Genomic DNA, 16,699 nt, shown 5'->3' on the forward strand with positions numbered 1-16,699 from the left:
GGCAGCCCGCCGCCGGCGCCCGCGCCAGCCCCGGGGTCAGCCGCCGAACGCCGCGCGCATGGCCGCGCTGTCGGGGTCCAGGATCACGCCCTTCTCGGTCACGATGGCGTCGATCAGGCTGCCCGGGGTCACGTCGAACACCGGGTTCCAGGCCTGGATGCCCTCGGCCACGGTGCGCACGCCGCCGACCCCGAACAGTTCGCCCGGGTCGCGCTGCTCGATCTCGATCGCATCGCCATGGGCGGTCCCCATGTCCACGGTCGAGGACGGCGCCACCACCATGAACTTGACCCCGTGGTGGCGCGCGGCGATGGCCAGCTGGTAGGTGCCGATCTTGTTGGCGGTGTCGCCGTTGGCGCAGATGCGGTCGGCGCCGACCACCACCCACTGCACCGCGCCGGTCTTCATCAGGTGCGACGCCGCCGAGTCGGCGACCAGGGTGGCATCGATGCCGTCCTGCTGCAGCTCCCACACCGTCAGGCGCGCGCCCTGCAGCCACGGCCGGGTCTCGCCGGCGAACACCCGGGCGATGCGCCCCTGGGCCACGCCCGCGCGGATCACGCCCAACGCGGTGCCGAAGCCGGCGGTGGCCAGCGAGCCGGTGTTGCAGTGGGTCAGCACGCCGCTGCCGGGCGCGATCAGCGCCGCCCCGCGCTCGCCCATGTGCCGGTTGGCGGCCAGGTCCTCGTCGGCGATCGCCTGCGCCTCCAGCGCCAGCACCTGCCGCCAGTCGCGGCCGGCCGCGGCCAGTGCGCGGCGCATGCGCGCCAGCGCCCACGCCAGGTTGACCGCGGTCGGGCGCGCGGCATTGAGCCGCGCCATCGCCGGTTCCAGCGCCTGCAGCGCGGCGGCGCCATCGCCGGCATCGACCTCGCGCGCGGCCAGCACCACGCCCCAGGCCGCGGCGATGCCGATCGCCGGCGCGCCACGCACAGTGAGCGCATGGATGGCGGCGGCGACCGCATCACTGTCGCCGCACAGCACGTGCTCGACGACGAACGGCAGTCTGCGCTGGTCCAGCAGCTCCAGGGCGTCGCCGGTCCAGCGGATCGGGCGGATGTGGTCGTAACGGGCGTAGTCGATGGCGTGGTTGTCGTTCATCGCGCCATTGTACGGGCCGCCGTCAATCGGCGGAAAACTCGGCGCGACAGCCCTTGTCCACCCAGATGCCGGCGCGGTCCCAGCCCCAGCTGCGTCCTTCCTCGCAGGCCGCGTTGGACAACTGCCTGACCAGCGTGACCTTGCGCTCCACGCTCACTCCGCACTCGCGGCGCATCTCGCTCTTCGACTCGCAGATGACCTGGCGCGGGACGTCGACGAATCCGGAGCCATCCTCCGCACCGACCTCGAACTGCCCCTCGCAGCCACGGCTCACCCAGATCTCGTTGCGCCCGTATCCCCAGGTACGCCCTTCCCTGCAGGGCAGCAGCGACTGCTGGCGGATCAGGCGTACCGGCGCGCCACGCAGCAGCACCGGGCAGGTCACGGTGCGGCCCTTGGATTCACAGCGGACCATGCGCCGCACCAGGCGTTGCCCGGGCGCCGGTTGTTCGGGCGCGAACTCGGCGCGGCAGCCGCGGCTGACCCAGATCCCGCGCTCGTCCACGCCCCAGCTGGTCTCGCGGATGCAGCTCTGGGTGGACAGCTGGCGAACCAGCTGCACGCCACGCGAGACATCCATCGTGCAGCGCTGGCGCACGCCATCTTCCGATTCGCAGCGCACCACCTGCGCCGGCGCTGGCGCCGTGTCGTCGGGCCCCGCCACGGCTGGCATCGGCAACAGCCACAGTGCTGGCAACAGGCCGCACACACCCTTCATCAGACCTTCCCGCGCTGCAATCGGATGGACTCCGCCGGCACACACACTGCGCCCGCAGGCGTGATCAGAGCATCATCGGCGGTGCGCAGGCAATACATGCGCGCAGCGGGCACGGTACCGGCAACCAGGCACGCGGGCGTGCAATGCCCGCATGCCGGGCACTGCCGCGCCGCCCACGCCCTCAGGCGTGGGCGAAATCGAAGGCCAGCACGTCGGCGATGCGGCCGGTTCCGGCCAGCGCCATCAACAGCCGGTCCACGCCCACCGCCACGCCGGCGCAGTGCGGCAGGGCCGGCAACGCGGCCAGGAACCGCTCATCCAGCGGCGGCTGCCCGTCACCACGCGCGGCGCGTACCGCCAGGTCGCGCTGGAAGCGCTGGCGCTGCTCCACCGCATCGTTCAGCTCGTGGTAGCCGTTGGCCAGCTCCACCGCGCCCAGGTACAGCTCGAAGCGCTCGGCCAGCGGCGGCTGCCCGGGGCGGATGCGGGCCAGCGCGGCCTGCGTCGCCGGCCAATCGTGGACCACGGTGATGCGGTCGGCGGGAAAGCAAGGCTGGATGCGATGGGTCATCAGCAGGTCCAGCCAGTCGTCGCGGGTGAGACCCTCGGCAGTGAGGCCGACGCCGGCCAACGGCGCGCGCAGCTGCGCCTCGTCGGCGCTGAACGGGTCCACGCCGAGCGTGCCGACGAACAGTTCGCGGTAGCTCAGTACCTGCAGCGCCGCCTCGCGCCCGACCATCGCCAGCGCCTCGCGCACCAGCGCCACCGTCTCCTCGATCAGGCAATGGTGATCCCAGCCGACGCGATACCACTCGAGCATGGTGAATTCGGGGTTGTGGCGGCCGCCGGCCTCGCCGTTGCGGAACACCCGGCCGAGCTCATAGCAGTCGCCGACGCCGGCGGCGAGCAGCCGCTTGAGCGGGTACTCGGGCGAGGTGCGCAGCCAGCGCAGCGGCGAGCCGGCGTCGACGTGGCCGCTGAAGCGGGTCTGGAAACCGTCGATGTTCGGCTCGGTGTTGCCGGCCGCGGACAGGATCGGCGTTTCCACCTCCAGCACCCCGCGGCGCGCGAAGAAATCGCGGATCAGCGCGTTCAGGCGCGCGCGCCGGTGCAGCGCCTCGATCACGGATGCAGGCCCGTCGGCGACACCGCCAGCGGCAGGGTCAGGATGTCGCGCTGGTCGTCGCGGTAGCCGGCCGACAGGTACAACGCCCTGGCCCTGGCATTGTGGTGGTTCACTTCCAGCCGCATCACGCTGGCGCCCTCGACGATCGCCCAGTCGCGCGCCAGCGCCAGCGCCTGCCGCCCCCAGCCGCGGCCCCGCGCGGCAGGGGCCAGGTACAGCTCGTCCAGCAGCACGAAGCGACCGCCCTGCTCCACGCTGAAGCACCAGCCCAGGGTGATGTAGCCGGCCTCGGCCACGTCGTCGCCCTGCAGCAGCAGGGCCGCGCCGCAGGCCGGCTCGGCCAGCAGGGTGCGCAGGCCGGGCTCGACCAGCGCCGCGTCGTAGGCGATCTGGTCCTCGGCATAGAACGCCCGCACCATGGCGAGCAGGCGCGGGAAATCCTCGGGCGTGGCGAGGCGGAAACGCAGGTTCATGGGTGTTGTCCGTGTTCGGTGAGGAAGGCGAGCAGGCGCGGTTCGTCCCACACCTCCACGCCCAGTTCGGTGGCCTTGTCCAGTTTGGAGCCGGCCTCGCTGCCGGCAACCACGAAGGCGGTCTTCTTCGAAACGCTGCCGGCGACCTTGGCGCCCAGCGCTTCCAGCCGCGCCTTGGCGGCGTCGCGGGTCAGCGCCGACAGCGTACCGGTCAGCACCACGGTCTGGCCGTCCAGCGGCCCGGCCGGCTGCGTGGCCGCCTCCGGGGCCAGTTCCAGCAGGCGCCGCATCTGCGCCTCGCCCCTGAGCAGCAGCTGCCCGTGGTTGTCGCTGTCCAGCCATTGCGCCAGGCCGTGCGCGGTGTCCTCGGGCAGCCCGGCGGCAAGCAGGTGCTGCGGCTCGGCGTCCAGGATCTGCTGCGCCGACGGCAGCGCCGCCACCAGCTTCTCCGCACGCAGCCGAGTGATGCCCGGTATCTCGGCCTCGACCAGCAGCTGCGCCAGGTCCAGCCCTTCGCGCAGCCGCGGCGACGGCGGGTGGGTATCGCCAATGCGCACCCGCCCGACCTGCAGCAGCGCGTCGATCGCCTGCTGGTTGCCTTCCTGCTCGAAGAAATGGCCCAGCGAGCGCGCCACCTCGCCACCGATATCGGGCACCCGCTTGAACAGCGGCCACGGCAGCTGGCGGATCAGTTCCAGATCGCCGAACCACTGCGCCAGCGCCTTGGCCGTGCTCTCGCCGACATGCTCGATGCCCAGCGCGAACAGCAGCCGCTCCAGCGTGGTGGTGCGGCTGGCGTCGATGGCCGCGATCAGGTTGTCGGCCCAGCGGGTGGCGATCTTCTTTGGGTTCCACTCGAAGCGTGCCGGCAACGCCAGCGCCTGCGCGCGCCACCGCGGATCGGTGCCGTCCAGGCGCAGCAGCGCCTTGAGCCACTCGTCGCTGCCCTCGGCCGGCAGGTGCGGGGCGATGCCGTTGGCCAGCGCCGAGGGGTCGGCCGCGTCCAGCGCCAGCTTGAGCAGCAGCAGGGTGTCGCGCTGCAGGCGGTAGAGATCGGCCACGCCGCGCACGATGCCGGCGTCGACCAGGATTTCGATGTACCTGTCGCCGAGCCCGTCGATGTCCATCGCGCGGCGCGAGGCGAAATGGGCGATGGCCTCCTTGCGCTGCGCCGGGCAGCTCAGCTCGCCCGAGCAGCGCCACACCGCCGCGCCCTCCTCGCGCACGATCTCGGCGCCGCATACCGGGCACGCCGCCGGCATCGTCCACGGCAGCGCGCCGGGCGGGCGGCGCCCGGGGATGACGCTGACCACTTCGGGGATCACGTCGCCGGCGCGGCGCACGATGACGCTGTCGCCCACGCGCACGTCCAGCCGCGCGATCTGGTCGGCGTTGTGCAGGGTGGCGTTGGTGACGGTCACCCCGGCCACCTGCACCGGCTGCAGGCGCGCCACCGGCGTGGCCGCGCCGGTGCGGCCGATCTGGATCTCGATCGCCTCGACCGTGGTGGTCTGCTCCTGCGCCGGAAATTTGTGGGCGATGGCCCAGCGCGGCGCGCGGGCGACGAAGCCCATCTCGCGCTGGCCGTCGCGGTCGTCGAGCTTGTAGACCACGCCGTCGATGTCGAATGCCAGCCCGTCGCGGCGCGCGCCGATGTCGCGGTAGTAGTCCAGCAGTCCATCGACACCCTCGACCACCCGGCACAGGTCGCTCACCGGGAAGCCCCACTGCGCCAGCCGCGCCAGCGTCGCCGAATGGGTGGGCGGCAGCTCGCCGCCCTCGACCTCGCCGGTGCCGTAGGCATAGAAACTCAGCGGCCGCTGCGCGCTCACCCGCGGATCGAGCTGGCGCAGCGAGCCGGCGGCGCCGTTGCGCGGGTTGGCCAGCACCTTGCCGCCGTGCAGCCGCGCCTGTTCGTTGTACTTCTCGAAATCGGCGCGCGGCATGTAGACCTCGCCGCGCACCTCCAGCACCGCCGGCCAGCCCGCGCCTTCGAGCCGGGCCGGAATCACCTTGATCTGGCGCAGGTTGGCGGTGACGTCCTCGCCGCGGCTGCCATCGCCGCGGGTCGCGCCCTGCACGAACACGCCGTCCTCGTAGCGCAGGCTGATCGCCAGGCCATCAAGCTTGGGCTCGGCCGAGAACAGCAGCGTGCGGCGCTGCAGGCGCTCGTCGATGCGGCGTACGAAGTCGCGCACTTCCTCGTCGCTGAAGGCATTGCCCAGCGACAGCATCGGCATCGCGTGCACCACCTCGGGAAAGCGCGAGGATGGCCTGCCGCCGATCTGGTGGGTCGGGGAATCGGCGCTGTCCAGCTGCGGATGGGCCGCCTCCAGCGCTTCCAGTTCGCGCAGCAGCCGGTCGTAATCGGCATCGGGAATCAGCTGCTCGTCATGCTCGTGGTAGGCCTGCGCGGCCGTGGCCAGCTGCTGGCGGAGTTCGGCGATGCGGCGGCGGGCGGTGGCTTCGGAAGTCATGCCCGGATTTTACCCGCGCACGGGTGCATGCAACGCGTGTGGCCGGCCGCGCAAACAACAAGGGGCGCCGCATGCGACGCCCCCTTGCCGTGGTCAGCGTGGCGCGCTCACCAGCGCGGCGGCTTGGTCAGCGGTGGCGCCTGGTGCTGGCGGTCGTAGGCGCGCAGTTCGTCGCGGATGTGGGCGATGCGCTGGCGCCCCAGCGCGTTGCGGCTGTCGTCCAGGACCACGCCGTCCAGCAGCTCGGCCATGCGCTGCACGGTGGGCAGCATCTTTTCCCAGGCGTCGAGCGCGGTCATCGGCGCCGGCAGGGTCAGGAAGAAGGCGATGGCCGGGGTTTCCATCTCGCGGATGTGGGCCATGTCGAAACTGCCCGGCTTCATGATGCTGGCCATGCTGAAGATCGGCCCGCGCTCGGGTGGCCTTCGACCATGCGGTGGAACACGTTCATGTAACCGAACACCAGCCCGGTCTTTTCGGCGGCGACCACGATGTCCTCGCCGCGCAGCGACAACCCGGCGCGCGCGGCCACGTACAGCGAGACGATCTTGTCGAAATCCTGGGTCGCGCGCTTGCCCAGTTCGCTGCCCGGCGCGTCCACGTCCGGCAGCCCCAGCTCCTGCTGGGCGGCCTCCTGGTCCGCCTCGGGCACGGCGACCGCATCGGCGCCCTCCTCGCCTGCCGCCAGCACCGGCTCGCGCCGCGGCCGCTCGCCGCTTTCGGCCGGTTCGCGGCGCTTGCCCTGCGCCGGCTTCCGCGGCCGCCCGAACAGGAGGATCGCCGCGATCAGCAGCAGCCCGGCGGCAAGGATGCCGATACGCAACAGTGCCGTGTCGGACATTCGATAGGTTCTCCGGCTGGTTCGTTCAGGCAACTAGCATGGCACGTCAGGCCGCGCCCGCCAAACGCGCCGCTTCCTCCAGGTCCACGCTGACCAGGCGGCTGACGCCCGGCTCGCGCATGGTGACGCCGGAGAGCTGGTGCGCGGCCTCCATCGTCGCCTTGTTGTGGCTGACGAACAGGAACTGCACCTTCTCGCTCATTTCCTTGACCATGTTGGCCAGGCGGCCGACGTTGGCCTCGTCCAGCGGCGCGTCCACCTCGTCCAGCAGGCAGAACGGCGCTGGGTTGAGCTGGAAGATGGCGAACACCAGCGCCACCGCGGTCATCGCCTTCTCGCCACCGGACAGCAGCGAAATGCTGGACACGCGCTTGCCGGGCGGGCGCGCCATGATGGTCACGCCGGTATCGAGCAGGTCCTCGCCGGTCAGCTCCAGGTAGGCGTGGCCACCGCCGAACAGGCGCGGATACAGCGCCTGCACGCCGGCGTTGACGCGGTCGAAGGTGTCCTTGAAGCGGCCGCGGGTCTCGCGGTCGATCTTGCGGATCGCCTCTTCCAGCGTCTCCAGCGCGGTGGTCAGGTCCACGTGCTGCGATTCCAGGTACTCCGAGCGCTGCGAGGCCTCGCCGTACTCGTGGATGGCGGCCAGGTTGACCGGCTCCAACCGGCGCATGCGCGCGTCGATCTGCTGCACCGCCTGCTCCCATTCGCCGATGCGCGCGTCCTCCGGCAGGGCGTTGACCACGTCCTCCAGCACGAAGCCGGCCTTCTCCACCGCCGCCTGCAACTGCTCGGCGCTGAGCACCAGCGCCTGCTGGTCGAGCTTTCGCTGGGAAATGCGCTCGCGCTGCGCCAGCGCCTGCTCGTCGCGCTGGTTGCGGGTCTGCTCCAGCGTGCGCAGTTCGGCGTCGATGCCGTCCAACTGCGCGCGCGCCTCGGCCAGCACCCGGTCCACGCGCACGCGCTCGGCCAGCGCGTTCTGGTGTTCGGCCTCCAGCGCCTGCACCGGCGTGTCGCCCTGGTCCAGCTGCGAATGCAGCTCGCCCAGGCGCGAGTCCAGCTGCCCGCGCTGGGTGCTCATGCGCTCGAGCGACTGCGACAGCGAGGCGATCTGCGCGCGTTGCGACTCCAGCGTCAGCGCCAGCGCATGCATGCTGTCGCGCACGTTGCGCGCGGCGTCGCGGGCCAGGTCGCGGGCCTCGGTCAGCTGGCGGCGTTCGCCCTCCAGCGCCTGCCGCGTGGTTTCCAGGTCGCCCATGCTGGAAACCGCGTCCTCCAGCCGCACGCGCGCCTCGCCAGCCTGCTCGCGGCTGGCGTCCAGCGCTTCCAGCAGCTGCGCAAGCTCGGTCTCGATGCGCTCGATGCGGGTGCGCGCCGACTCCAGCCGGCCGCGCTGGCTCTGCACCTGCCCGGCCAGCTCGGATGCACTGCGATGTGCCTGGTACAACGCCCGCTGCGCTTCCTCGCGCTGCTGCTCGGCCGCAAGCAGCTGCTCGCGGAACGCGCCGAGCTGGCGTTCGAGCTCGCCCTCGCGCTCCTGCAGTTCCTCGATCTGCCCGCGCAGGGTGACGATCTCGCGCTCGCGCAGCAGCGCGCCCTGCTTGGCCGCCCCCTGCCGCGACACCCGCACCCAGCCCTCGCCCAGGCGCTCGCCGTTGCGGGTGATGACCGAGTCGCCGTCGTCCAGCCGTTGCTGCAGCTCGCGTGCGGCGGCCAGGTCCGGCGCGCCATGCAGGCGCGCCAGCAACCGGCGGATCGCCAGCGGGCCCTGCACGCGCGCGGCCAGCGAGGTCGGCGCGAAATCCGTATCGCCCGCGGCATCGGCCACCAGCGCGATGCGGCCCTCGCCCAGCTCGCCCAGTGCATCGACCAGTGCTTCGGGCGCATCGACCAGCACGCCTTCGATCAACTGGCCCAACGCGCTTTCCACCGCGTTTTCCCAGCCGCTCTCGACGGTGATGCGCTCGCCCACGCGCGCGGCCGAATCCAACCCCTGCGCCTTCAGCCAGGCCACCGCCGCGCCCTGCTCTTGGCCGAGCGCGGCCTGCTGCAGGGTTTCCAGCGAAGACAGGCGGCCGCGCGCGGCCTGCGCCTGCTTGCGCACCTCGGCCAGTTCGGCCTGGCTGGCGCGCTGCCGTTCCTGCAGTGCCGCCGCGCTTTCCCTGCGCAGCTCCACCTGCTCGTTCAGCTCATCGAGCACGGTGGCCTGCGATTCGTGCTGCAGCTGCAGCTGCTCGAACGCCTCGGCCAGGGCCTCGACGTCGAGCCCGGCGCGCTCGGCCAGCAGCGCTTCGCGGCGGCGATCGGCCTCCAGTATCTGCCGGTCGAGGTAATCGACGCGGGTGCGCTCCACCTCGCCCGAGCGGGTGGCCTCGGAGGTGTTGCGGTTGTGCGCTTCCCAGCGCTGCTGCCAGTCGTGCAGCGCGGCCTCGGCTTCGCGCAGTCCTTCCTGGCGGAATTCGTTCTCTTCCTGCAACTGCTCCAGCTGCGGCTCTGCGTTCTCCACCGCCTCGCGCAGCACCGCCAGCCGGGCTTCGTCGCCACTGATGTGCTGGCCCAGCTCGGCCAGCGCCTGGCGGGTCTCGTCGCGGGCCTTGTGCAGGCGCTGCGCCATCTCGCGCTGGTGCTGGATCTGCTGTTCCAGCCGCGCCAGGGTGCTGCCGACCTGGTAGACGTCGGCCTGCGCCCGGGACAGGGTTTCGGCGGCCTCCTCGCGGCGCACGCGCCCGGTCTCGATCCGGCTCTCGGCTTCGCGCTGCTCGGCCACCAGCTGCTGCAGCCGGGTTTCCTCGCGCGCCAGCGCTTCACGCAGCCCGCCCAGGCGGGCATCCAGGCCGCGGTATTCCAGCGCCTTCCATTCGGCGTCCTTGACCCGGCGCTCTTCCTGCAGTGCCTGGTACTGCTCGGCCTGGCGCGCCTGCCGGCGCAGGTGTTCGAGCTGCTTGCCGATCTCCTCGCGCAGGTCGTTCAGGCGGTCCAGGTTCTCGCGGGTGTGGCGGATGCGGGTCTCGGTTTCCTTGCGGCGTTCCTTGTACTTGGAGATGCCGGCGGCCTCTTCCAGATACACGCGCAGGTCTTCCGGGCGCGCCTCGATGATCTGGCTGATCATGCCCTGCTCGATGATCGAGTAACTGCGCGGGCCCAGGCCGGTACCGAGGAACAGGTCGGTGATGTCGCGGCGCCGGCACTTGGTGCCGTTGAGGTAGTAGTTGCTGCTGCCGTCGCGGCTGACCGTGCGCTTGACCGAGATCTCGTTGAACGAGGCGTATTCGCCGGCGATGGTGTGGTCGGTGTTGTCGAAGATCAGCTCGACCGTGGCCTGCGACACCGGCTTGCGCCCGGCCGAGCCGGAGAAGATCACGTCGGTGAGCGAGTCACCACGCAGGCGGCTGGCCGAGCTCTCGCCCATCACCCAGCGCACCGCGTCGATGATGTTGGACTTGCCGCAGCCGTTGGGCCCGACCACGCCGGTCATGTTGGTCGGCAGGTGCAGCGTCGTGGGATCGACGAACGACTTGAAACCGGAGAGCTTGATCGTGGATAGACGCATGGGGCAGGCAAGGTTCCAGTGCCGGGCCGGGGGGCGGCACCGTGGGTTCTGCGGGGAATCGGGGCTTGGGAACAGCAGTCTGCGGGGAGTATAAGCCCCTCTTCCACCGTGGCGCGGGGCCCGGGCAGCCCGCGGCCGGGCCGCGGCCGGGCCGCGCGCGACCGGACAAAAAAGAACGGGCGCCTTGCGGCGCCCGTTCCGGGTACAACGTGAACCGCAGGGATCAGGCGTCGGCTTCGACGATGACCTTGACGGTGGCTTCCACGTCGGCGTGCAGCTTGATCAGCACGTCGTACTCGCCGACGGCACGGAAAGCGCCCTCGCCGAGGATGACTTCGCTCTTCTCCAGCGGCAGGCCGGCGGCGGTGAAGGCCTCGGCGATGTCGCGCGGGCCGACCGAGCCGTACAGCTTGCCTTCGGTCGAGGCATGCGCACCGATGGTGACGCTGGCGTCGGCGAACTTGGCGGCGCGGGCTTCGGCTTCGTCATGCGACGCCTTGGCCTTGGCTTCGTACTCGGCGCGCTTGGCTTCGAAGGCAGCAACATTGGCTTCGGTGGCCGGCACGGCCTTGCCGTGCGGCACCAGGAAGTTGCGGCCGTAGCCCGGCTTCACGTCGACCAGGTCGCCCAGGTTGCCCAGGTTGGTCACCTTCTGCAGCAGAATCAGCTTCATTTTCTTGCTCCGTTATTCGTTAGCGATGCCCCGCAGGACACCGCAACGCTTGCTGTCCGAATGGACGGGTGGGGCCAGGAGTGAGTCAAGAGGAGTGAGAAGCGAGAGAAAACATCTCACTCCTCACTTCTACGGCGCATGCGCCGCACTCACTTCTGCACTCAGACGTCGTGGTTGTCCGTGTACGGGATCAGCGCCAGGAAACGGGCGCGCTTGACCGCCGTGGACAGCTGACGCTGGTACTTGGACTTGGTGCCGGTGACGCGGCTCGGCACGATCTTGCCGTTCTCGGTCAGGTACTGGCGCAGGGTGTTTAGATCCTTGTAATCGATCTCCTTCACACCTTCAGCCGTGAACTTGCAGAACTTGCGGCGACGGAAGAACTTGGACATGAGCTGACTCCTTATTCGGCAGAGGCGGCGTCGTCGCCGGCTTCTTCATTGTTGGAATTGGCAGCTTCTTCGTCGTCACGACGACGGCGCTCGCCACGCTCGGGCTTGTCGCCCTTCTCGTCCTTGCTCTTCATGATCAGCGACTGCTCGGTCTCGGCCTCGTCACGCTTGATGACCAGGTTGCGCAGCACGGCGTCGTTGAAACGGAAGCTTTCGGTCAGTTCGTTCATCACCGACTGGTCGGCTTCGATGTTCATCAGAACATAGTGGGCCTTGACCAGGTTCTGGATCGGGTACGCCAGCTGGCGGCGGCCCCAGTCTTCCAGGCGGTGGATCTTGCCGTTGCCGCCCTCGACCAGCGCCTTGTAGCGCTCGACCATGGCCGGAACCTGTTCGCTCTGGTCCGGGTGGACCAGGAACACGACTTCGTAATGACGACTCATGTTTTTCTACCTTTCGGATGTAGCCCTCTCGGGCCGGACAGCCCCCGCCGTTGAGACCGCGGTGGGGCAAGGACTCCCGCCCCGGAAGGCAGGAAGCCGCGCATTATGGCGCAGATGGGGTGGCCGGGCAATCGAGCGGTCACCGGACAACCTGAACCGGGTGCCGCCCGGCCCTGCCCGCCGGGCCATGGACATGCCCGGGCCGCGGCCGGCAGCCGCCTGGACCCGGCAACCGGGCGGAACGCCGGATCAGGCCTTGTCGGCGTCGGTGGTGAAGCTCTCGCCGCACCCGCACTCAGCGGTGGCGTTCGGATTCCTGAACAAAAAGGTCTCGCTCAGGCCCTGCTTGCCGTAATCGATCTCGGTGCCGTCCACCAGGGCCAGGCTCTCGGCGTCGACGAAGATGCGCACGCCGTCCTGCTCGAACACCGTGTCGTCCTCGCGCTGCTCACGGGCGAGGTCGGTGGTGTGGCCCCAGCCCGAACAGCCGGTGCGGGTCACGCCGAAACGCAGGCCCAGCGCGCCGGGGGTCTGCGCGACGAAGCGCTGCACGCGGGCGAAAGCGACAGGGGTGAGGTGGATGGCCATGGGCAAGCGACTCCGGGGATTGCGGGGCAATTATAGGAAAACCCGGCTGTACCGGCCCCGGATGGCGGATCCCTCGCCTGTCCGGCCGCGCAGCCGCTAGAATTCCGCGTTCATAGATCGAGTCGATCAGCAGAGGATTCAAGTCATGACGGTGGTCAGCGTTGCGCACGCCCTGGCCGGGAAGATCCCGGAAGGCGGAGAAGTCACGGTTCGCGGTTGGGTTCGCACGGTCCGTGCCTCCAACGGGCTGGCCTTCGTCAATGTCAGCGACGGCTCCGGCTTCGCCCCGATCCAGGTCGTGGCCACCGACGCCCTGGCCAATTTCGACGACATCAAGCGCCTGACCCCGGGCTGCTCGGTCATCGCCACCGGCAAGCTGGTCAAGTCGCAGGGAAAGGGCCAAAGCTTCGAGATCCAAGGCGAAAACCTGGAGATCGTCGGCTGGGTCGAGGACCCGCTGACCTACCCGATCCAGCCCAAGCCGATGTCACCGGAGTTCCTGCGCGAAGTGGCGCACCTGCGCCCGCGCACCAACCTGTTCGGCGCGGTCACCCGCATCCGTGACTGCCTGGCCAAGGCCGTGCACCGCTATTTCCACGAGAACGGCTACTACTGGATCAGCACGCCGATCATCACCACCTCCGACGCCGAGGGCGCCGGGCAGATGTTCCGCGTCTCCACGCTGGACCTGGCCAACCTGCCGCGCGGCGAGAACGGTGGCATCGATTTCAGCCGCGACTTCTTCGGCAAGGAAACCTTCCTGACCGTGTCCGGCCAGCTCAACGTCGAGGCCTACTGCCTGGCGCTGAGCAAGGTCTACACCTTCGGCCCGACCTTCCGCGCCGAGAACAGCCACACCACCCGCCACCTGGCCGAATTCTGGATGGTGGAGCCGGAAATCGCCTTCGCCGACCTGGCCGAGGACGCGCGCGTGGCCGAGGACTTCCTGAAGTACCTGTTCCGCGCGGTGCTCGACGAGCGCGCCGACGACATGGCCTTCATCGCCGAGCGCGTGCAGAAGGACGCCATCACCCGCCTGGAGACGTTCGTCAACGCGCCGTTCGAGCGCATCGAGTACACCGATGCGGTCAGCCTGCTGCAGAAGTCGGGCAGGAAGTTCGACTACCCGGTCGAGTGGGGCCTGGACCTGCAGACCGAGCACGAGCGCTGGCTGACCGAGGAGCATGTCGGCCGCCCGGTGGTGGTGACCAACTACCCCGAGCACATCAAGGCCTTCTACATGCGCCTGAACGACGACGGCAGGACCGTCGCGGCGATGGACGTGCTGGCCCCGGGCATCGGCGAGATCATCGGCGGCAGCCAGCGCGAGGAGCGCCTGAACATCCTCGACGCGCGCATGGCGCAGTTCGGCCTGGATCCGGAGCACTACCAGTGGTACCGCGATTTCCGCCGCTACGGCTCGGTGCCGCACGCCGGCTTCGGCCTGGGCTTCGAGCGGCTGGTGGTCTACGTCTGCGGCCTGTCCAACATCCGCGATGCGATCCCCTACCCGCGCGCGCCGGGCTCGGCGGAATTCTGAGGAGCAAAAGTGAGGAAACAGAAGTGAGAAGAGAGAAAAAAGCAGACCTCCCGGCAGTGGGCAGCCGCCGCTGTTTCTCACTTCCCACTCCTTTTCACTCACTCCTGCCATGACGCTCTTCCTCGCCCTGTGCTTCGTCGGCGTGGCCATCGCCGGGTTCAGCGCGTTCCTGATCTTCTGGCCGCTCACCCTGGTGCATGTCCGTGACCGCCACCCGGCGGTCGCCGCCGGCTTCGGCGATTTCGCCTTCCTCGACGGCAAGGCACTGCGCTGGCTGGTCGGTGGCGCCTACCGCACGCTCGACGACCGCGCGCTCAGCGGCCTGGCCACCCCGGCGCGGATCGCGCTGTGGGTGATCTGGGCCGGGCTGGGCATGGCCGGACTGCTTTGGCTCTACTCCCTGGTACTGAAATGAACGACATCGACACCTGCGCCGACCAGTGGTGGCTGGCCAGCCTCGGCACCACCCTGGTATGGGCGCGGCTGCGCGTGCGCCCGGCCGGCACCGCCGAGGTGCTGGACAGCGACGGCAATACCCTGAGCTACGACAGCGAGGACACCGCGCGCGCGCAGCTGTTCGACGCCGAGTTCGTCGCCTGGGACGGGCTGGACGAGGAGGACGCGCTGGCGCGCGGCTTCTCGCTGCATGAAGTCCAGCCACCGCAGGCCGGCAGCGACGCCGAGCTGCGCGGACGCATGGTGCAGTCGCTGGGCGGGCGCGCCTGAGCGGCCGATGTTCACCCCACGCGCCTTCGCCGAGCATGATCTGGTCTGGCTGGATCGCCTGCTGGAGCGCGACCCGTTCGTCACCGTGCTGACCACCGGCGCCGACGGCCTGCCCGAATTGACCCGGTTGCCGGTACTGTACCGGCGCGACGGCGAACGCATTGAACTGCTCGGCCACTGGGCCCGGGCGAACCCGCAGGCGCGTCATGCCGGCGCCGCCAAGGTGCTGGTCGATGGCCCGCACGGCTATGTGTCGGCGAGCTGGTATCCAGACAACGCCGTCGGGAACGGCGTTGGACAGCCGCAGGCTGGCCCGGAGGGCGCATCCCATGGACGGGGTGCGCACCAGGAAGCGGCCGCGCGCGTGCCGACCTGGAACTATGCCAGCGCCGAACTGCGCGGACGCCTGCAACCCTTCGACGGCGAGGACGCGCTGGCCGCACTGGTCGGCGCGCTCAGCGCGCGCTTCGAGGCCGGCGTCGGCCAGGACTGGCGCTTCGCACCGGAGCGCGACGAACAGCGCCGCCAGCTGCGCGGCATCGTCGGCTTCCGCTTCCAGGTCGAGCAGGTCCAGATCAAGCTGAAAATGAGCCAGAACCAACCGGACGCCAACCAGCAGGCGGTGATCGCCGCGCTGGAACGGCTGCCAGGCCCCGCTTCCCGGGAGCTGGCGCAGTGGATGCGCCGCTACCGCGAACAGGCCGCCGCGGGCCACTGAACGCCCCGTTTCCCGACGACGCGGCCACCGCCGCGCCTTCCACCCCTCAACGTCAGGAACACCCGAAATGAAAGACATCCGCAAGCTGCTGCAGAACAACCGCGAATGGGCCGACCGCATCGCCCGCGAGGATCCCGATTTCTTCCAGCAGCTGTCCAAGCAGCAGCACCCCGAATACCTGTGGATCGGCTGCTCCGACTCGCGCGTGCCGGCCAACCAGATCATCGGCATGGCGCCGGGCGAGGTATTCGTGCACCGCAACGTGGCCAACGTGGTGGCGCACAGCGACCTGAACTGCCTGAGCGTAGTCCAGTACGCGGTGGACCAGCTGAAGGTGAAGCACATCCTGATCGTCGGCCACTACGGCTGCGGCGGCGTGCATGCCTGCCTGCACAACACCCGCGTCGGCCTGGCCGACAACTGGCTGCGCCATGTCGGTGACGTGGTGCAGAAGCACGCGGCGATCCTGGACGCGATCGAGGACGACGAGCTCAGGCATGCGCGCCTGTGCGAGCTGAACGTGATCGAGCAGGTCGCCAACCTGTGCCGATCGACCATCGTCCAGGATGCCTGGGCCCGCGGCCAGAAGCTGATGGTGCACGGCTGGGTCTACAGCCTGAAGGACGGACGCGTCAGCGAGATGGGCATCGACGTGGGCGCGGCCGAAGACCTCAAGCAGGCCTACGAAAACGCCCTGGCCTTCGTACCGCGCCAGGGCCGGCGCGACTGACCCACAGGAACCGACCATGCTCGCCGCGCCGATCAACCTGCACGCCTGGATCGAGGACAACCGCCACCTGCTCAAGCCACCGGTGGGCAACCGGATGATCGACAACGGCGACTTCATCGTCATGGTGGTCGGCGGCCCCAACGCGCGCACCGACTTCCACTACGACGAAGGCCCGGAGTGGTTCTACCAGCTCGAGGGCGAGATGGTGCTGAAGGTGCAGGAAGACGGCCGTGTGCGCGACATCCCGATCCGTGCCGGCGAGATCTTCTTGCTGCCGCCACGGGTGCCGCATTCGCCGCGGCGCCCGCCCGGCGGCATCGGCCTGGTGGTCGAGCGCAAGCGCCTGCCGCACGAGCTCGACGGCGTGGCCTGGCATTGCGAGCACTGCAACCACAAGCTGTACGAGGAGTTCTTCCACCTGGGCAACATCGAAACCGACCTGCCCAAGGTGTTCGACCGCTTCCACTCCTCGCTGGCGCATCGCACCTGCGCGGCCTGCGGCACGGTGCATCCGCTGCCGGCCGTGCAGGACTGAGCCGCGCCCGGCAGCCACTGCCAGGCGCGGGCGCCTGGCCGTGGCCCCGGTTGCAACCGCGTACCGCG

General features: G+C 69.8%; 16 protein-coding genes and 1 pseudogene. 6 read left to right on the plus strand and 11 right to left on the minus strand.

Going from position 1 to position 16,699, the window contains the following annotated elements; genetic code table 11:
• Nucleotides 1-36: 36 nt before the first annotated feature.
• From B1L07_09645 to B1L07_09695, 11 genes and pseudogenes are all read right to left on the minus strand, one after another.
• Nucleotides 37-1,101 carry an S-methyl-5-thioribose-1-phosphate isomerase gene (locus B1L07_09645; GenBank protein ID AUZ55304.1) on the minus strand — a complete coding sequence of 355 codons (1,065 nt, stop codon included), beginning with the start codon at nt 1,099-1,101 and terminating at the stop codon, nt 37-39.
• 22 nt (nt 1,102-1,123) lie between these two features.
• A complete protein-coding gene (locus tag B1L07_09650) occupies nt 1,124-1,819 on the minus strand; it encodes a hypothetical protein (GenBank protein AUZ55305.1) in 696 nt (231 codons plus the stop codon).
• Between the two features lie 181 nt (nt 1,820-2,000).
• Nucleotides 2,001-2,945: an EF-P lysine aminoacylase GenX gene (locus tag B1L07_09655; GenBank protein ID AUZ55306.1), complete on the minus strand. Its 945-nt coding sequence runs from the start codon at nt 2,943-2,945 to the stop codon at nt 2,001-2,003.
• A complete protein-coding gene (locus B1L07_09660; protein ID AUZ55307.1) occupies nt 2,942-3,418 on the minus strand; it encodes a GNAT family N-acetyltransferase in 477 nt (158 codons plus the stop codon). Before B1L07_09660 ends, B1L07_09655 begins: the two co-directional genes overlap by 4 nt.
• Entirely contained in the window at nt 3,415-5,895 is a 2,481-nt protein-coding gene (locus B1L07_09665) for a DNA ligase (NAD(+)) LigA (protein AUZ55308.1), read from the minus strand. Before B1L07_09665 ends, B1L07_09660 begins: the two co-directional genes overlap by 4 nt.
• A gap of 107 nt (nt 5,896-6,002) precedes the next feature.
• Nucleotides 6,003-6,736, minus strand: a pseudogene (locus tag B1L07_09670) (cell division protein ZipA).
• Nucleotides 6,737-6,782: 46 nt separating this feature from the next.
• Nucleotides 6,783-10,286, minus strand: a complete 3,504-nt coding sequence (locus B1L07_09675; protein ID AUZ55309.1) for a chromosome segregation protein SMC — start codon at nt 10,284-10,286, stop codon at nt 6,783-6,785.
• Nucleotides 10,287-10,509: 223 nt separating this feature from the next.
• The gene (locus B1L07_09680) at nt 10,510-10,959 is read right to left on the minus strand and encodes a 50S ribosomal protein L9 (GenBank protein AUZ55310.1); all 450 of its coding nucleotides are present in this window, start codon (nt 10,957-10,959) and stop codon (nt 10,510-10,512) included.
• Nucleotides 10,960-11,120: 161 nt separating this feature from the next.
• Nucleotides 11,121-11,351, minus strand: a complete 231-nt coding sequence (locus B1L07_09685) for a 30S ribosomal protein S18 (protein AUZ55311.1) — start codon at nt 11,349-11,351, stop codon at nt 11,121-11,123.
• Between the two features lie 11 nt (nt 11,352-11,362).
• Nucleotides 11,363-11,794: a 30S ribosomal protein S6 gene (locus tag B1L07_09690; GenBank protein ID AUZ55312.1), complete on the minus strand. Its 432-nt coding sequence runs from the start codon at nt 11,792-11,794 to the stop codon at nt 11,363-11,365.
• A 249-nt stretch (nt 11,795-12,043) separates the two neighbouring features.
• Entirely contained in the window at nt 12,044-12,382 is a 339-nt protein-coding gene (locus B1L07_09695; GenBank protein AUZ55313.1) for a Fe-S cluster assembly protein HesB, read from the minus strand.
• Nucleotides 12,383-12,527: 145 nt separating this feature from the next.
• Here B1L07_09695 and B1L07_09700 point away from each other — a divergent pair, with 145 nt between their 5' ends.
• The 6 genes from B1L07_09700 to B1L07_09725 all read left to right on the plus strand — a co-directional run bounded on the left by B1L07_09700 (nt 12,528) and on the right by B1L07_09725 (nt 16,631).
• Nucleotides 12,528-13,922, plus strand: a complete 1,395-nt coding sequence (locus B1L07_09700; protein ID AUZ55314.1) for an asparagine--tRNA ligase — start codon at nt 12,528-12,530, stop codon at nt 13,920-13,922.
• Between the two features lie 109 nt (nt 13,923-14,031).
• Entirely contained in the window at nt 14,032-14,337 is a 306-nt protein-coding gene (locus B1L07_09705) for a hypothetical protein (protein AUZ55315.1), read from the plus strand.
• Nucleotides 14,334-14,648, plus strand: coding sequence for a hypothetical protein (locus tag B1L07_09710; GenBank protein ID AUZ55316.1), 315 nt, complete (start codon nt 14,334-14,336; stop codon nt 14,646-14,648). The genes B1L07_09705 and B1L07_09710 overlap by 4 nt, the downstream gene beginning before the upstream one ends.
• A 7-nt stretch (nt 14,649-14,655) precedes the next feature.
• Nucleotides 14,656-15,366 carry a hypothetical protein gene (locus tag B1L07_09715; GenBank protein AUZ55317.1) on the plus strand — a complete coding sequence of 237 codons (711 nt, stop codon included), beginning with the start codon at nt 14,656-14,658 and terminating at the stop codon, nt 15,364-15,366.
• A 67-nt stretch (nt 15,367-15,433) separates the two neighbouring features.
• Nucleotides 15,434-16,096, plus strand: a complete 663-nt coding sequence (locus B1L07_09720; protein ID AUZ55318.1) for a carbonate dehydratase — start codon at nt 15,434-15,436, stop codon at nt 16,094-16,096.
• A 16-nt stretch (nt 16,097-16,112) separates the two neighbouring features.
• Nucleotides 16,113-16,631, plus strand: coding sequence for a 3-hydroxyanthranilate 3,4-dioxygenase (locus B1L07_09725; GenBank protein ID AUZ55319.1), 519 nt, complete (start codon nt 16,113-16,115; stop codon nt 16,629-16,631).
• The last annotated feature ends 68 nt before the right edge of the window (nt 16,632-16,699 follow it).

It is taken from the genome of Stenotrophomonas acidaminiphila (genome assembly GCA_002951995.1).
In the GTDB taxonomy this organism is placed as follows: domain Bacteria; phylum Pseudomonadota; class Gammaproteobacteria; order Xanthomonadales; family Xanthomonadaceae; genus Stenotrophomonas; species Stenotrophomonas acidaminiphila_A.

What these genes read in the sequence shown, in the direction of transcription:
- B1L07_09645 (AUZ55304.1), bottom strand. Translation starts at nt 1,101, where the DNA reads ATGAACGACAACCACGCCATCGACTACGCCCGTTACGACCACATCCGC.
- B1L07_09650 (AUZ55305.1), bottom strand. Translation starts at nt 1,819, where the DNA reads ATGAAGGGTGTGTGCGGCCTGTTGCCAGCACTGTGGCTGTTGCCGATG.
- B1L07_09660 (AUZ55307.1), bottom strand. Translation starts at nt 3,418, where the DNA reads ATGAACCTGCGTTTCCGCCTCGCCACGCCCGAGGATTTCCCGCGCCTG.
- B1L07_09665 (AUZ55308.1), bottom strand. Translation starts at nt 5,895, where the DNA reads ATGACTTCCGAAGCCACCGCCCGCCGCCGCATCGCCGAACTCCGCCAG.
- B1L07_09675 (AUZ55309.1), bottom strand. Translation starts at nt 10,286, where the DNA reads ATGCGTCTATCCACGATCAAGCTCTCCGGTTTCAAGTCGTTCGTCGAT.
- B1L07_09680 (AUZ55310.1), bottom strand. Translation starts at nt 10,959, where the DNA reads ATGAAGCTGATTCTGCTGCAGAAGGTGACCAACCTGGGCAACCTGGGC.
- B1L07_09685 (AUZ55311.1), bottom strand. Translation starts at nt 11,351, where the DNA reads ATGTCCAAGTTCTTCCGTCGCCGCAAGTTCTGCAAGTTCACGGCTGAA.
- B1L07_09690 (AUZ55312.1), bottom strand. Translation starts at nt 11,794, where the DNA reads ATGAGTCGTCATTACGAAGTCGTGTTCCTGGTCCACCCGGACCAGAGC.
- B1L07_09695 (AUZ55313.1), bottom strand. Translation starts at nt 12,382, where the DNA reads ATGGCCATCCACCTCACCCCTGTCGCTTTCGCCCGCGTGCAGCGCTTC.
- B1L07_09700 (AUZ55314.1), top strand. Translation starts at nt 12,528, where the DNA reads ATGACGGTGGTCAGCGTTGCGCACGCCCTGGCCGGGAAGATCCCGGAA.
- B1L07_09705 (AUZ55315.1), top strand. Translation starts at nt 14,032, where the DNA reads ATGACGCTCTTCCTCGCCCTGTGCTTCGTCGGCGTGGCCATCGCCGGG.
- B1L07_09710 (AUZ55316.1), top strand. Translation starts at nt 14,334, where the DNA reads ATGAACGACATCGACACCTGCGCCGACCAGTGGTGGCTGGCCAGCCTC.
- B1L07_09715 (AUZ55317.1), top strand. Translation starts at nt 14,656, where the DNA reads ATGTTCACCCCACGCGCCTTCGCCGAGCATGATCTGGTCTGGCTGGAT.
- B1L07_09720 (AUZ55318.1), top strand. Translation starts at nt 15,434, where the DNA reads ATGAAAGACATCCGCAAGCTGCTGCAGAACAACCGCGAATGGGCCGAC.
- B1L07_09725 (AUZ55319.1), top strand. Translation starts at nt 16,113, where the DNA reads ATGCTCGCCGCGCCGATCAACCTGCACGCCTGGATCGAGGACAACCGC.